This is a genomic window from Rhodanobacter sp. B2A1Ga4, assembly GCF_018101315.1.
GTDB classification, from domain to species: Bacteria; Pseudomonadota; Gammaproteobacteria; order Xanthomonadales; family Rhodanobacteraceae; genus Rhodanobacter; species Rhodanobacter thiooxydans_A.
The window spans coordinates 312,205-325,286 of the sequence record NZ_JADBJR010000003.1 but is presented as its reverse complement, the minus strand read 5'-3'; the positions used below and the strand labels follow the sequence as shown (position 1 = coordinate 325,286).

The window sequence follows — 13,082 nt, the reverse complement described above, 5'->3', positions numbered from 1 at the left end:
CTCCCAAGTCTGAGTGGATGTGGATCAGGCATTCCGCTCGTCGCGCTCGCGCCGCCGATGCTCCCCCTCGGCCATCGCCTTGAACCGATTCAGTGATTGCAGCCACAGCGCGTTGTGTTCGGCTTCGTGTTCGCTGCCGGCGTCGGGCACGCGGTTGAAGGGGATGCGCATCGGCGCGGCGTCGTGCGCCAGCGCGTCCTGCATGCCGCCGAAGTAGACCTTGTTGAGGCCGAACTTCGTGTTGATGCGGTCGATCACTGCATCGACATCGCGTTGTGGCGTGGCCGACGCGAACAGCGAGCCGCTGCTTTGCGTGCGCGGCACCAGGCGCATCAGGGTGACACTGACCGACAGCGGGGTGGCATTGGCTGGGCCGGGTAGCGGGCGACGGCGGTCGCTGCTGTCGAGCATGCCGCTGAGCAGATGCAGCAGTTCGCGGCTGTCGTCGGTGGGGTCGAACGCGAGGTCGCGTTCCCAGCGCTGGTCGTGGCCGATGAAGCGGATGCGCACGGCCAGAGCGCCGCCGAGCATCTCCTCGCGGCGCAGGCGCATGGCCGCCTTCACCAGCAGTTTCTTCAGCACCGCGCGGGCGCCGGCGGCGTGGCGCAGTTCCGGGCCGAGCACGTGCGAGTGGCCGATCGAGCCGCGTGCGGTGGGTGCGACGGGCAGCCATGCGCCGCGCAGCAGGCCCCACATGCGTTCGCCTTCGATGCCACCCCAGGCGCGGCGCAGCACCAGCTTCGAGGCGGCGGTGAGCTGGGCCACGCTGGTGATGCCGGCTTCGAGCAGGCGCATTTCCATCGACGGGCCGATGCCGCAAAGGTCGCGCAGCTTCAACTCGTGCAGCGCGTGTGGCAGGTCGGCCAGTTCGATCACGGTGAGGCCGTCGGGTTTCCGCATGTCCGAGGCGGTCTTGGCCAGGAAGTCGTTCGGCGCGATGCCGATCGAGCAGCGGATCGCGCCGCCGGGCGCGGCCAGCGCGATCTCGTCCTTCACCTGCTGCGCGATTACCTCGGCGACCTCGCGCCGGCGCTGGCGGCCGACCAGCTCGCAGGCGACCTCGTCGATCGAGCCGACGCGGCCGATCGGTATCGCGTGGTCGATCGCCTGCATCAGCCGGTGATGCCAGTGCACATAGCGCTCCGGCCGTGCCACGCGGATGGCGATGCCGGGGCACAGCCGTCGTGCGTCGCGCACCAGCGTGCCGGTGCCGACGCCACATGCCTTCGCTTCATAGCTGGCGGCGATCAGGCTGGTGGTTTCGGCGGCCACCGGCGCCACGCCGACCGGGCGCCCGCGCAGGCTCGGTTCCTCGTGCTGCTCGACCGAGGCGAAGTAGCTGTTGAAGTCGACGAACAGGCTGCGCAGGTTCATGGCACATCTCTCAAGCGATCCGATGGTATAGCGCGGGCGGATCTCGCTGCGGGAGACGCCGGCGCGGCCATCGGTTAGGCTGGCGCGACCGCCGGGGAGAGCGGATGGCGCGGGGCGCCGTCCGGGCGGTTTCCTTCCATTGACCAGGGGGTTGTATGGGTACTTCGATGTTGGCCGCGCTGGCTGGCATGGGCCTGTTCGCGATGCTGGTGATGATCGTGGTGGGCATCCTGCTGGCGGCGCTGATGCTGAGCGTGGCGTTCCGGCTGGTGGTCGGCTACATGCCGTCCTACCTGCGCGCAATCGGCGCGCTGGTGCTGACCTGGATCGCGGTGGCCATTGCGATGGTGGTGGTGGGCATGGTCTCGCACGGCAGCACGGGCGGGTTGCTGTCGCTGGTGGTGCAGTTCCTGGTCGGCGCCGCCGTGGTGAACTACCTGTTGCTGGCGCAGAACGGCAGCCAGATCGGCTACGGCAAGGCGTGCATGGTGCAGCTGGTCTACAGCGTGATCGGCATCGTGCTGGGGGTGATCATCTTCGGCATCATGCTGGTGTTCTTCGGCAGCATGCTGGCGCACGCGTGAGTTGCGCGCGGGGCGGGCAGCCCGCCCCGCGCGTCTTCATCATGGATCTCAGGCCAGGCTGGTGGCGACGCCGAAGCTGATCGCCATGATCACAGCCACCGCCATGCAGGCGCTGCCGGGGCGGATGCGGCGGGCGTCGATGCGCGGCACCAGCCGCCACAGCAGCACGCTGCCGATCAGCATGTCCAGCACCAGCATCCAGCGCAGCAGGCCGGAGCTCAGCAGCGCGCCATAGGGCGGATGCAGGTGGCCTTCGTAGGCGGCCACACCGACGACCAGCAGCAGGCCGAGCAGGGTCCACAGCAGGCAGGCGAGGTAGATGCGGTTGAACACCACCGCGCAACGCTCGGCCCAGCGCAAGACGGACCAGCCGAGCAGGGCGAACACCAGCGCAGCCATGCTGCTGTACAGCACCCACCACAGCAGGCTGCTGATCACGGTAAGCAGGGTGGTCATGTGACTTGCTTGAATCCCAGTTTGCGCAGCAGCTTGGCCATCAGCCAGGCCGGGCCGATCAGCAGGTAGGAAAGATCGGTGAGGAAACTCGGCTTGCGCCCCTCGAACTTGTGCCCGATGAACTGGCCGATCCAGGCGACCACGAACACGCCGACCGCGAGCCAGCACAGCTGCGCGGCGCCGAGCTGCCCATACAGGAAGTTGGTGAGCAGGCCGAGCAGGGCGAACACGAGCAGCAGGCCGACCGCCAGCCGGTGCGAGCGCTTCCAGTACCAGTAGAACGCCAGCACCATCACCAGCACCGCCCAGGAACCGGGGCGCAATTGGCTGACGGGTACCGGGATGGTCCACAGCAAGGCGATCACCGACCACACGATCGGCGGCACGCAGAACCAGTGGAACACCTGGTTGGTCGGGTTTTGATGGTCGCCGCTGTAACTGTCGAGCCAGTCCTGCATGGTACGCATGGGCGTTCCCCCTCGATGGAACCTTCAGTCGAGCCGGATACCGGCCAGCCGCTGCAGCGCCTCGGCGTACTTGGCGGCGGTGCGTGCGATCACCTCGTCCGGGATCACCGGACCGGGCGCGGTCTTGTTCCAGTGCTGCGTCTCCAGCCAGTCGCGCACGAACTGCTTGTCGTAGCTGGGCGGGCTGATGCCCACGCGGTATTCGTCAGCCGGCCAGAAGCGCGAGGAGTCCGGGGTCAGCATCTCGTCCATCACGTACAGCTTGCCGTCCGCGTCGGTGCCGAACTCGAACTTGGTGTCGGCGATGATGATGCCGCGCTCGGCCGCATAGGCGGCTGCCCAGCGGTAGATCGCCAGCGTGGCGTCGCGCACCTGGTTGGCCAGGTCGGCGCCGACCGCGTCGACCACCGCATCGAAGCTGACGTTCTGGTCGTGGTCGCCCACCGCGGCCTTGGTCGACGGCGTGAAGATCGGCGCGGGCAACTGCTGCGCCTGCTTGAGGCCGGCGGGCAGCGCGATGCCGCACAGCGAACCGGTGGCCTGGTAATCCTTCCAGCCGGAACCGATCAGGTAGCCGCGGGCGATCGCTTCCACCGGCACCGGCTTCAGCCGCCGCGTCACCACCGCGCGCTTCTCGTACAGCTTGAGGTCGGTGCCGGGCGGCAGCACCTCGGCCAGCGGCACGTCGAGCAGGTGGTTAGGTACCAGGTGCGCGGTCTTGCCGAACCAGAAGTTGGAGATCTGGGTGAGCATCTCGCCCTTGCCGGGGATCGGGTTCGGCATCACCACGTCGAACGCCGACAGCCGGTCGGTGGCGACCATCAGCAGCCGATCGTCGGACAACGCGTAGACATCGCGCACCTTGCCGCGGTGGATCAGCTCAAGGCCGGGCAGGTTCGATTGCGGCAGGGTGGTGGGCACGGCGGCGGGTTCCACGTGGCGGGGAAGCGCCCATTCTAGCCGCTGCTGCCGCGGCGCCGGAAACGCCATCCTGGGGAATCCGGGGGCGCTGCTAGAATTGGCGGCCTGTGGCCCCCATTGGTTGCCGATGCGAACCTTATTGACCGCGGCGCTGTGCCTGCTCGCCGCCCTCCCGCTCCGTGCGCAGACTCCGACGCCGCCGACCCGGCTGGGCCTGTGTGCGGCCTGCCACGGCGCCAGCGGCCACGCCGGCATGCCCGGCGTGCCGCACTTGGCCGGCCAGCGGCTGGACTACCTGCGCGACGCGCTGAAGCAATACCGCGACGGCCGCCGCAACATCCCGGTGATGCGCGCTGCGATCGGCCCGGTCAGCGACGCCGAACTCGACGCGCTGGCGCGCTGGTACAGCGCGCAGCCACCCCAGGGGAACCCATGAGCTACACCTACACGCTGTGGTTCGCTTTCTTCGGCCTGCTCATCGGCCACCTGCCCGGCGCCATCACCGGCGCGGTGCTGGGCTTCATCTTCGACAACATGCGCTACAGCCAGCGCAAGCACGCCACGCCGGAAGCCGGCGGCTTCGTCGGCCCGCTGTTCACCCTGCTCGGTGCGGTGGCGAAGTCGGACGGCCGCGTGTCGGAGCAGGAAATCGCGGTTGCCGAGCGCCTGATGACGCGGATGAACCTGGGTGCTGAGCAGCGCAAGCAGGCGGTGGTCAGCTTCAACGTCGGCAAGCAGCCGGAGTTCGACGTCACCCAGACCATCACCGCGCTGCGCAACTGGGTCGGCCTGCGCCGCGACCACGCGTTCCCGGTGCTCGACGTGGTGATCGAGACCGTGCTGGCCGAGGGCAACCCGCCGCCGGAGAAGATGTCGATCCTGCGCCAGCTGGCGTTCGCGCTGCGCATCAGCGACATGGAGCTGATGGCGCTGATGGCGATGAAGGGCTACGCGTGGAACGCCGGTCCCGGCGGTTCGCGCGGTCACGCTTACGGCACCGGCGGTGGCTACGTGCCGCCGCAGCGCGCGCCGCAGGGGCCGGACCCGTACGCAGTACTCGGCATCGACCGCAACGCCGACGACCGCGCGGTGAAGCGCGCCTATCGCAAGCTGATCTCCGAACACCACCCCGACCGCCTCGGCGACCTGCCCGACGACATGCGCAAGCGTGCCGAAGCGCGCGCCAGCGAGATCAATGCCGCGTATGACCGGATCAAGGAACAACGCGGCTTTAAATAGACGAGATGCGCTCCCTCCCCTGCAAGGCAGGGGAGGGTTGGGGTGGGGTCGCTCTTGATCTTCGCGTCAAAAGCGCGCCCCACCCAACCTCCCCCTGCTGCGCAGGGGGAGGAGCCAGAAGGCAATGTCGTGGCAGACTTTGCACTCCGCACTTACCCCTCATTCCGGCAACTACCATGCCCAAACAATCTCCTGTCATCGCCCCGTCCATCCTGGCCGCTGATTTCGCCCGACTCGGTGAGGACACCGCCGCTGCGCTCGCCGCCGGCGCCGATTGGGTGCACTTCGACGTGATGGACAACCATTACGTGCCGAACCTCACGATCGGCCCGATGGTGCTGCAGGCGCTGCGCAAGTACGGCATCACCGCGCCGATCGACGTGCACCTGATGGTCAAGCCGGTCGACCGCATCGTGCCGGACTTCGCCAAGGCCGGCGCCAGCCTGATCAGCTTCCATCCGGAAGCGAGCGAGCACATCGACCGCACGCTGGGCCTGATCAGGGAATCGGGCTGCCAGGCCGGGCTGGTGTTCAACCCGGCCACGCCGCTGGATTACCTCGATTACGTGATGGACAAGCTCGACCTGATCCTGATCATGTCGGTGAACCCGGGTTTTGGCGGGCAGAAGTTCATTCCCGGCGCGCTGGAGAAACTGCACCAGGCGCGGGCGCGCATCGACGCCAGTGGCCGTGCGATCCGGCTGGAGATCGACGGCGGCGTCACCGCGCAGAACATCGGCGCGATCGCCGCGGCCGGTGCCGACACCTTCGTGGCCGGCTCGGCGATCTTCCACGCGCCGGATTACCGCGCCGAGATCGCCGCCATGCGCCAGGCGATCGCTTGAGCATTCCCGCCGCCTTGCAGCGTGCGGTTGTCAAATCGCGCGCATAAAAATCCCGACGCAGTGAGCGACTGCGTCGGGATAAACGTCGTCGGAGACGTGAGAGGAAACACCATTGATTGGTGTGCCGGCACGACTGCTTCACAGAGAGGGGGAACCGTCGTGCCGGCACGTTCCACGGCAAGAGGAACGGTACCAATCAACAATACTGACCGGGGTGATCGGGTTTGGTTCCCGGGAGATTTCTGAACGGCTGAGGCCGCAGTCCTGTCCCGTGCGGGGTCAAAAAAATCCCCTCGCGGGGAGGGGACAAGGAACCACCATGGGGGACGGAATACGGGTCGTGGAACGGCTACAGGGGTTGCCAGTCGGGATCGGTCTGCTCTTGCCCCGCATCCGGCACGATTCCCTTCGCGCCGGATGCACCGCCGTCTTCCACGGAGAAGGGATCGAACAAGGACGGCTCGAAACAGGACTTGAACATGGCGTTCGCCTCACAGGCTGAGCAGTACGCCGAGCAGCAGGGCGCCCCATGCCAGCATCACGCGCAGCGGCTCGAAATCGTGCAGCTCGGCGTTGGGATCGCGTTCGGCGGATTCGATCTGCGGCATGGGTGAACTTCCTGCGGGTGGCTTGATGCACATCAAACCGCCGGCGTGGGCGTTGGCGCCGGCACAATCGGGCCGCGCGGCTGCCGGCATGTGGCGAAACGCGGGCAAGTGCAGCACATGGCTTGCGTACGCGCGGCCCACATAGCACGCTGCGCGCACCACCACAGGGAGCGCGCCATGGGCCGCAGCATTGCCATCGTCGAGGACGAACCGCTGATCCGCGCCAACTACGTCGAGGCGCTGAACCGCTTCGGCTACGACGCGCGCGGCTACGGCTCGCGCCAGGAAGCGTCCAGCGCGTTCGCGATGCGCCTGCCTGAACTGGTGATCATCGACATCGGCCTGGGCGACGAGCCGGAGGGCGGCTTCGACCTGTGTCGCGAACTGCGCGCGAAGTCGGCCACGCTGCCGCTGATCTTCCTCACCGCGCGCGACTCGGATTTCGACGTGATTTCCGGCCTGCGCCTGGGCGCCGACGACTACCTCAGCAAGGACACCAGCCTGCACCAGCTGGCCGCGCGCATCGCGGCGCTGTTCCGCCGGATCGAGTCGCTGAAGGTACCGGCGTCCAGCGAGACGGTGATCGAGCACGGCCCGCTGAAGCTGGAATCCGAGCGCATGCGGATCAGCTGGAACGGCGAGGAAATTCCGCTCACCGTCACCGAGTTCTGGATGGTGCACACGCTGATCCGCTTCCCCGGCCACGTGAAGAACCGCGACCAGCTGATGCGCGAGGCGGAACTGGTGGTGGACGACGCCACCATCACTTCGCACATCAAGCGCATCCGCAAGAAGTTCATCGCGGTGGCGCCGGAGTTCGATGCGATCGAGACCGTGCATGGCGTCGGCTACCGGTGGAAACCGTGAGCCGGCGCCTCTGGCTGGCGCTCGCGCTGTGTGCGTTCGCCACGCTGGCGCCGGCCACAGGCAAGGACGACGACGTGCTGGCGCGCGGCGCCCGTGACGGCAACGCGCCGGCCTGGGCGATCAGTGCCGCCACGCCGGCCGGCTGGACACGTGACTGCTGCACCTATGCGCGCGCGATCGGCGTCAACGCCGTGCTGTACCAAGGCGAGTGGAGCGGCAAGCCGCAGAGGGTGATGGTGCTCAACGTGTGGCCGCGCCAACTGGCCACGCTGGCCGACGAGGTGCAGGCCGATCGCAAGCGCTACCTGCAGCACGACCCGGCCGGCAAGGTGTCCGGCTTCGCCGTGCGGCATCCGGCCATGCCGTGCGAGGCCTCGGTCTACCAGGGCAGCGACCACGTCGACGACGTGCTGGTGTTCTGCGATCCGGGCAAGGCCAGCGGCGTGCGGCTGAGCTGGTCGATGGCGTTCGACGACGCCGACCCGTCGCGCCGCGCGCTGCTCGACGACTTCATGCGCGTGGTGGTGGCCTCGCGCTGGATGAAGGACGCCGCACCGCCACCCGCGCCCGCTCACTGACCGATCGCTACGATGACCCTGCGCCGCAAACTGCTGCTGGTCGCGCTGTGCACGCTGGCGCTGCCGGTCGCCGGCTGGCTGTACGTGCGGCAGATGGAAACGCTGCTGCGCGAAGGCCAGGCGCAGGCGCTGCTGGCATCGGCAAACGCGGTGGCGCGCAGCCTGGTGGTGACCGGCGCGGTGACGCCGGCGTCGGGCCGGGGCTGGTACGTGCAGCAGGCGTCATCACCGATCACCGTCGACGGCTACGGCGACGACTGGGCGCCGCTGACGCCGTGGAGCCAGTCGCTGGGCGCGCACGGCAAACTGTTGCTGGCCGCGGATGACGATGGGCTGTACCTGTACGCCGACGTGCGCGACACCCGGCGCACGCGCGCCGACGCCGACGATGCCAACGCGCTGGCCGCCGACCACCTGATTCTCGTGCTGGGCAACGCGGCCGGCCGGCGCCGTTACCTGCTGGCCAGCGCGGCACCCGGCCCGCTGATGGCGCGGCCGCTCGATCCCCCGGTGGAAGGCCTGCCGGAGCTGATCGCCGCGCAGTGGCAGGAGGACGGCAGCGGCTATCGGGTCGAGCTGCGCCTGCCGCGCAGCCTGCCACTGCGCGCGCTGGGCGTCGGCGTGTACGACGCCAGCGAGGGTGGCGACCGACTGGCTGCCGATACGCGCCCGCTGCTCAGCTACTCGGAACAGCTTGCCGGCGAACTGGCGCAGCTGGTGCCGGACCGCGTGCAGGCGCGCGTGCTGGCGCCGCAGGGCTGGTTGCTGGCACGCAGCGGCCGCCTGAACACGATGCCCGGCAGCGACGGCCAGCCGGGCTGGTTCGCCGCGTTGGTCTACCGCTCGTTGCTGGCGACCCGGCTGGAGGATGCAAACCTGTGGGCGCAGGACGTGCCGCGGCTGGATACCCGCGAAGTGGCAGCGGCCGGCGCCGGCAAGCCGGTAGCCGTGTGGCGCAGTGGCGAGGAGCGCGGCAGCGTAGTGCTGGCTGCCGCGGTGCCGATCGAACATGCCGGCCAGGTCGACGGCGTGCTGTTGCTGGAACAGGCCAGCCGCACGGTGCCGCTGCTGGCCAACCGGGCGCTGTTCGGCCTGCTGCTGACCAGCTTCGGCGTGCTGCTGGTGGCCGGCGGCATCCTGCTGCTGTTCGCCACCCGGCTCAGCCTGCGGCTGGGCCGCCTGCGCAACGCGGCCGAGCGCGCGCAACTCAACGATGGACGTCTGGACGGCTTGTTCGAGCAGGGAAAATTCCCGATGACCGACGCGCCGGACGAGATCGGCGACCTGGCGCGCAGCTTCGAGCGGCTGTTCGAGGTGGTCGGCAGCTACACCGATTACCTGCGCACGCTGGCCTCGAAGCTCTCGCACGAGCTCAACACGCCGCTGGCGATCGTGAAGTCGTCGTTGGACAACCTCGAGCATGCTGCGCTGCCGGCCGAGGCGCAGCCGTACCTGGCGCGCGCCCGCGACGGCGTGGCGCGGCTGGGCGCACTGGTGCGCGCGATGAGCGAGTCGAGCCGGATGGAGCGCGCGATCGCCGCAGCCGAACCGGAGGACGTCGACCTGCGCGAGGTGGTGCGCGGCTGCGCCGACGCCTACCGCCCGCTGATCGGCGCGCGCCGGCTCGACTGCACGCTGCCCGATGCGCCACTGCATTTGCACTGCGCACCCGAGCTGGTCGCGCAGGCGCTGGACAAGCTGCTCGACAACGCGCTGTCGTTCACCCCACCCGATGGCTGGCTGCGCCTCGCGCTGCGCGCCACGCCCGAAGGCGCCGAGATCGAGCTGGCCAACCAGGGCCCGCTGCTGCCTGCGGCGATGCAGGGCCGCCTGTTCGATTCGCTGGTCAGCCTGCGCGACAAGGCCACCCCCGGCGACGCCCCGCACCTGGGCCTGGGCCTGTACGTGGTGCGCCTGGTCGCCGAACGCCACGGCGGCGTGGCCAGCGCGCGCAACCTCGACGACGGTAGTGGTGTGGCGTTCTCGCTGCAGCTGCACGGCATGCCGCGGCAACGACTGGCCTGACTGCGCGACGGATGTTCGCCAGGCTGTCGGCGGCATCGCCGCATTTGTGGCCGAGTGGCCATAAAAAAAGGAGGCGACATGATGTCGCCTCCTTTCGATTACGCTGTTTGCCCGTCTCAGAACTTGTAGTTCAACCGCGCGAAGAACGTGCGGCCATACCAGTCGTACTGCGAGGCGTTGATCGGCGTATTGCCGTATACGGAGCCGGCACTGGGCGAAAGCAGGTCGGGTGCCTTGTCGAACAGGTTGCGCACACCGAGCATCGCGCCCCAGTTGCCCTTGTCATACGCCACCGACACGCTGTGGTAGAAGCGCCAGCCAGCCTTGATGTCGCGTACCGCGCCCTGGTAACCCTGATAGGTAAAGACGTTTTTCAGGTCCTTGTTCGAGGTGGTGCTGACGTACTGGCCCTGCCAGTTGTAGGTCCAGTCGCCGCGCTTGAGGCTCAGATTGGAGATGCCGACAGTCTTGGGGCGGCCGACATAGCCGATCTGGTCCGAAGTGGTGAAGCCACTGGCTGATGCGGAGTCGAACAGCTGGTAGGTGTCTTCCATGGTGTACGTCACTTGCGCGCCCGCCAATACCTTGCCGAACGAGAAGTCGTTGCTGTAGTCCACCTGCAGGTCGTAGCCGCGGGTGCGCTCGCGGTTGATGTTGACGTAGACGCTGTGGATGTCCGTGATCATGTTCGGGTGAGCAGGATCGGTCGGACTGTTGCGGTTGAGCTGCGTGCAGAAGCTGTTCGGATAGACCGCCGAACCGTAGCAGCCGAAGGCGATGTCGTAGGCGTCGAGCTGGGTGATTTCGCCGTGGACGTCATAGTCGAAGTAGTCCAGCGCCACGTTCAAGTTGGCGAAGGTCGGCGTCCAGACGATACCCACGCTCTTGGCACGGGAGGTCTCGGGCTTCAGGAAGCCCTTGCCGCCGCCGGAGTAGATCGTGGCCGACGAGCTGCCGCTTGCCGCGTAGTCCGCGGGGATGCCGGCTGCCGCGCAATTGGCGCGCAGGAAGTCGTTGTTGCTGTCGCCCCACAGGATGCACGGGTCGATGCCGGCCTGCGACAGGAAGCCGGTCTGATTGCCCAGGTACAGCTCATAGAGGCCCGGGGCGCGGTAGGAGGTACCCAAGGTGCCTCGTGCACGCAGGGTGGGCACGATCTGCCAGTTCAGACCGGCCTTCCAGACGTTGTCGGTGCCCGGCACGGTCGCATACTGGAAGGCGCGACCGGACAGGTTGACCGACAGCGACTCGAAGCCCGGCTTGCCCTTCAGCAGCGGCACGTCGATCTCGGAGTAGATTTCCTTGACGTTGTCGGTACCGCGGGTCACCTGAGCGGAACTGGAACCCCACAGGCCGCCATTCTTGGAAATCTCGGGCGGCTGGTCGTTGATGGCGTAGTGGCGGTACTCGGCACCGAAGGCGGAGGCGACATCGCCTGCCGGCAGAGTGAACAGGTTGCCGGTCACCACGGCATTGACGGTGGCCTGCGTGTAGATCGTGTTGCCCTTGGTCCAGACCCCAACGGCGTTGACCAGGTCGTTCATGCGCTGGCCGCTCAGGAAGCCGGGATCGAAGTAATCGACCGGTGGTGTATCAAGTTCGTTGGCCGGGTTGGTCAGGTCACCGCTGCGGGTGGCGTCGATGGCCAGGGTGCGGTAGTCGCCACTGGAGCGGCTGTAGCCGGCATTGACTTCCCACGACCAGCTGTCGGTCCGCTCGAACAGACCACTCAGCTTGCTGGTGCCGTAGAAATAGTCGACCGTGACCTTCTGGTCGGACGGGAAGGGCATGATTGTCTGGTAGTAACGCCCGTCGGACTGGTTCTGGACGACCGGGAAGAATTGGCGATAGCGGTGCGCCTTGGTTTCACGCTGGTTGTACAGCCACTGGGTATCCCAGTTCACGCTGCCGAGGCTGAAGTTGCTGGCGGCGTATACGGTGGCGCGCTGGCGCTGGTTGATGACTTCGGCACTGTTGAAGAACGGGAAGTTCAGCACGTCCTCGTAGTAGGCCTGCGGCGAGTTGGCGTAGGTCTTGGTGGGGTACGGGCGTGGGCGGTAGCCGGGGAACGGGCCGACAGTGCTGCCATCCTTCGTGGGCACGTAGCGAACCCGCGCCGAGTTGAAGTAGTCGATGATGGTATTGGCATACAGGTTGTTGCAGCCTGCCAGATCGGAGCCCTCCAGGATGGAGTGATCCGCGCGGTCGATGCGTTTGCCGTCCTTGCCCCAGACGCGGTCCTGGTTGCAGCGGAAGTAGCTGCGGTCGCCATAGGTGAGCGACTCGAGCTTGTCGACCTGCGCCGCGGCAACGATGTGCCCCTTGCTGAAATTCCAGCCGGTGCCGAACGAAGCGGAATACTGCTCGCCGCCGCCGTGTGCCGGCGTGCTGGCGGAGAAGCTCACTTGCGGGCGATCGATGCTCTTCTTGGTGATCAGGTTGACTACGCCGGCGAGAGCGTCGGAGCCGTAGATCGAGGACGAGCCGTCCTTGACCAGCTCGATGCGCGACAGGATTACTTGCGGGATGACGTTGAGGTCGAAGGCGCCGACCTGGCCGCGGGTGCCGGCGGGGCCGGGACGCTGGCCATCGAGAAGGACGAGGGTGCGGTTGGCACCCAGACCGCGCAGCGAAACTGTCTGCACGCCGGTGCCGCCTTCCACGACGAAGCCGCCAAACTGGTTGTTGACCTGCGTGGAGCCGGCGACGGCGGCCGTAGTCTGCAGGAAGTCGGCGGTGTCGAACTGGCCCGCGGCGAGATTGTTCTCGATCTCGATCACTTGCACCGGCGAGGTCGTCTCGTACTCCGGACGCTTCAGCAGCGAGCCGGTGACCGAGACTGTTTCGAGCTGTTTGGCCTTGTCGGTGTTTTTGGTCTTGTCGGCGCTGCCGGTCGATTGGTTGGTGGGCGTGGTGGCGGGCGACTGATCCTGCGCGAAGGCCGGCATGACCTGCAGTGCGGCGATCACGGCGATGGCCAGCGGCAGACGCTGGAATCCACGTTGGACGTACTTCTTGGACATGTAGTGTTCACTCCCCTTGAGCACTGAATGCAAAATATTACGGCTGCGTTACACTACCGTTCAGCGAATGTATCCGGCCATATGCGAATACGCAA

General features: G+C 67.3%; 13 protein-coding genes. 7 read left to right on the top strand and 6 right to left on the bottom strand.

The genetic code is table 11. The features are described 5' to 3' along the window. Positions 1 to 24 precede the first annotated feature (24 nt). Positions 25 to 1,374 (bottom strand): hypothetical protein, encoded by a 1,350-nt coding sequence (locus IMW82_RS12345; RefSeq protein ID WP_211004648.1) that lies wholly within the window; start codon positions 1,372 to 1,374, stop codon positions 25 to 27. Between the two features lie 155 nt (positions 1,375 to 1,529). Here IMW82_RS12345 and IMW82_RS12340 point away from each other — a divergent pair, with 155 nt between their 5' ends. After that, positions 1,530 to 1,958 (top strand): hypothetical protein, encoded by a 429-nt coding sequence (locus IMW82_RS12340; RefSeq protein WP_108470628.1) that lies wholly within the window; start codon positions 1,530 to 1,532, stop codon positions 1,956 to 1,958. A gap of 48 nt (positions 1,959 to 2,006) precedes the next feature. On the opposite strand, the gene IMW82_RS12335 is transcribed toward IMW82_RS12340, so the two are convergent. From IMW82_RS12335 to IMW82_RS12325, 3 genes are read right to left on the bottom strand one after another with little or no spacing between them, the layout of a single operon-like run. Beyond that, the gene (locus IMW82_RS12335) at positions 2,007 to 2,414 is read right to left on the bottom strand and encodes a hypothetical protein (protein ID WP_211004647.1); all 408 of its coding nucleotides are present in this window, start codon (positions 2,412 to 2,414) and stop codon (positions 2,007 to 2,009) included. Continuing rightward, positions 2,411 to 2,881 carry an Mpo1-like protein gene (locus IMW82_RS12330; protein WP_211004646.1) on the bottom strand — a complete coding sequence of 157 codons (471 nt, stop codon included), beginning with the start codon at positions 2,879 to 2,881 and terminating at the stop codon, positions 2,411 to 2,413. Before IMW82_RS12330 ends, IMW82_RS12335 begins: the two co-directional genes overlap by 4 nt. A gap of 24 nt (positions 2,882 to 2,905) precedes the next feature. Beyond that, positions 2,906 to 3,802, bottom strand: coding sequence for a phosphoribosylaminoimidazolesuccinocarboxamide synthase (locus tag IMW82_RS12325; protein ID WP_211004645.1), 897 nt, complete (start codon positions 3,800 to 3,802; stop codon positions 2,906 to 2,908). Between the two features lie 127 nt (positions 3,803 to 3,929). Here IMW82_RS12325 and IMW82_RS12320 point away from each other — a divergent pair, with 127 nt between their 5' ends. The 3 genes from IMW82_RS12320 (at position 3,930) to rpe (ending at position 5,886) form a co-directional block, all read left to right on the top strand. Continuing rightward, positions 3,930 to 4,238: a c-type cytochrome gene (locus IMW82_RS12320; RefSeq protein ID WP_108470631.1), complete on the top strand. Its 309-nt coding sequence runs from the start codon at positions 3,930 to 3,932 to the stop codon at positions 4,236 to 4,238. Further along, complete coding sequence (gene djlA / locus IMW82_RS12315; RefSeq protein WP_211004644.1) at positions 4,235 to 5,041, top strand: co-chaperone DjlA; 807 nt, start codon at positions 4,235 to 4,237, stop codon at positions 5,039 to 5,041. The genes IMW82_RS12320 and djlA overlap by 4 nt, the downstream gene beginning before the upstream one ends. A gap of 176 nt (positions 5,042 to 5,217) precedes the next feature. Next, a complete protein-coding gene (rpe, locus tag IMW82_RS12310; protein ID WP_211004643.1) occupies positions 5,218 to 5,886 on the top strand; it encodes a ribulose-phosphate 3-epimerase in 669 nt (222 codons plus the stop codon). 349 nt (positions 5,887 to 6,235) lie between these two features. Here rpe and IMW82_RS17930 read toward each other — a convergent pair whose 3' ends face one another. Then, on the bottom strand, positions 6,236 to 6,367 hold the full coding sequence (locus tag IMW82_RS17930; RefSeq protein WP_280518362.1) for a hypothetical protein: 132 nt from the start codon (positions 6,365 to 6,367) through the stop codon (positions 6,236 to 6,238). Positions 6,368 to 6,671: 304 nt separating this feature from the next. Here IMW82_RS17930 and pdsR point away from each other — a divergent pair, with 304 nt between their 5' ends. From pdsR to IMW82_RS12295, 3 genes are read left to right on the top strand one after another with little or no spacing between them, the layout of a single operon-like run. Beyond that, complete coding sequence (pdsR, locus tag IMW82_RS12305) at positions 6,672 to 7,361, top strand: proteobacterial dedicated sortase system response regulator (protein ID WP_108470634.1); 690 nt, start codon at positions 6,672 to 6,674, stop codon at positions 7,359 to 7,361. Continuing rightward, entirely contained in the window at positions 7,358 to 7,939 is a 582-nt protein-coding gene (locus tag IMW82_RS12300) for a hypothetical protein (protein ID WP_211004642.1), read from the top strand. Before pdsR ends, IMW82_RS12300 begins: the two co-directional genes overlap by 4 nt. Positions 7,940 to 7,951: 12 nt before the next feature. Then, positions 7,952 to 9,964: an ATP-binding protein gene (locus IMW82_RS12295; protein ID WP_211004641.1), complete on the top strand. Its 2,013-nt coding sequence runs from the start codon at positions 7,952 to 7,954 to the stop codon at positions 9,962 to 9,964. A gap of 116 nt (positions 9,965 to 10,080) precedes the next feature. On the opposite strand, the gene IMW82_RS12290 is transcribed toward IMW82_RS12295, so the two are convergent. Next, on the bottom strand, positions 10,081 to 12,987 hold the full coding sequence (locus IMW82_RS12290; protein ID WP_211004640.1) for a TonB-dependent receptor: 2,907 nt from the start codon (positions 12,985 to 12,987) through the stop codon (positions 10,081 to 10,083). Positions 12,988 to 13,082 lie beyond the last annotated feature (95 nt).

What these genes read in the sequence shown, in the direction of transcription:
- rpe (WP_211004643.1), top strand. Translation starts at nt 5,218, where the DNA reads ATGCCCAAACAATCTCCTGTCATCGCCCCGTCCATCCTGGCCGCTGAT.
- IMW82_RS12330 (WP_211004646.1), bottom strand. Translation starts at nt 2,881, where the DNA reads ATGCGTACCATGCAGGACTGGCTCGACAGTTACAGCGGCGACCATCAA.
- IMW82_RS12290 (WP_211004640.1), bottom strand. Translation starts at nt 12,987, where the DNA reads ATGTCCAAGAAGTACGTCCAACGTGGATTCCAGCGTCTGCCGCTGGCC.
- IMW82_RS12295 (WP_211004641.1), top strand. Translation starts at nt 7,952, where the DNA reads ATGACCCTGCGCCGCAAACTGCTGCTGGTCGCGCTGTGCACGCTGGCG.
- pdsR (WP_108470634.1), top strand. Translation starts at nt 6,672, where the DNA reads ATGGGCCGCAGCATTGCCATCGTCGAGGACGAACCGCTGATCCGCGCC.
- IMW82_RS12340 (WP_108470628.1), top strand. Translation starts at nt 1,530, where the DNA reads ATGGGTACTTCGATGTTGGCCGCGCTGGCTGGCATGGGCCTGTTCGCG.
- IMW82_RS17930 (WP_280518362.1), bottom strand. Translation starts at nt 6,367, where the DNA reads ATGTTCAAGTCCTGTTTCGAGCCGTCCTTGTTCGATCCCTTCTCCGTG.
- IMW82_RS12345 (WP_211004648.1), bottom strand. Translation starts at nt 1,374, where the DNA reads ATGAACCTGCGCAGCCTGTTCGTCGACTTCAACAGCTACTTCGCCTCG.
- djlA (WP_211004644.1), top strand. Translation starts at nt 4,235, where the DNA reads ATGAGCTACACCTACACGCTGTGGTTCGCTTTCTTCGGCCTGCTCATC.
- IMW82_RS12320 (WP_108470631.1), top strand. Translation starts at nt 3,930, where the DNA reads ATGCGAACCTTATTGACCGCGGCGCTGTGCCTGCTCGCCGCCCTCCCG.
- IMW82_RS12335 (WP_211004647.1), bottom strand. Translation starts at nt 2,414, where the DNA reads ATGACCACCCTGCTTACCGTGATCAGCAGCCTGCTGTGGTGGGTGCTG.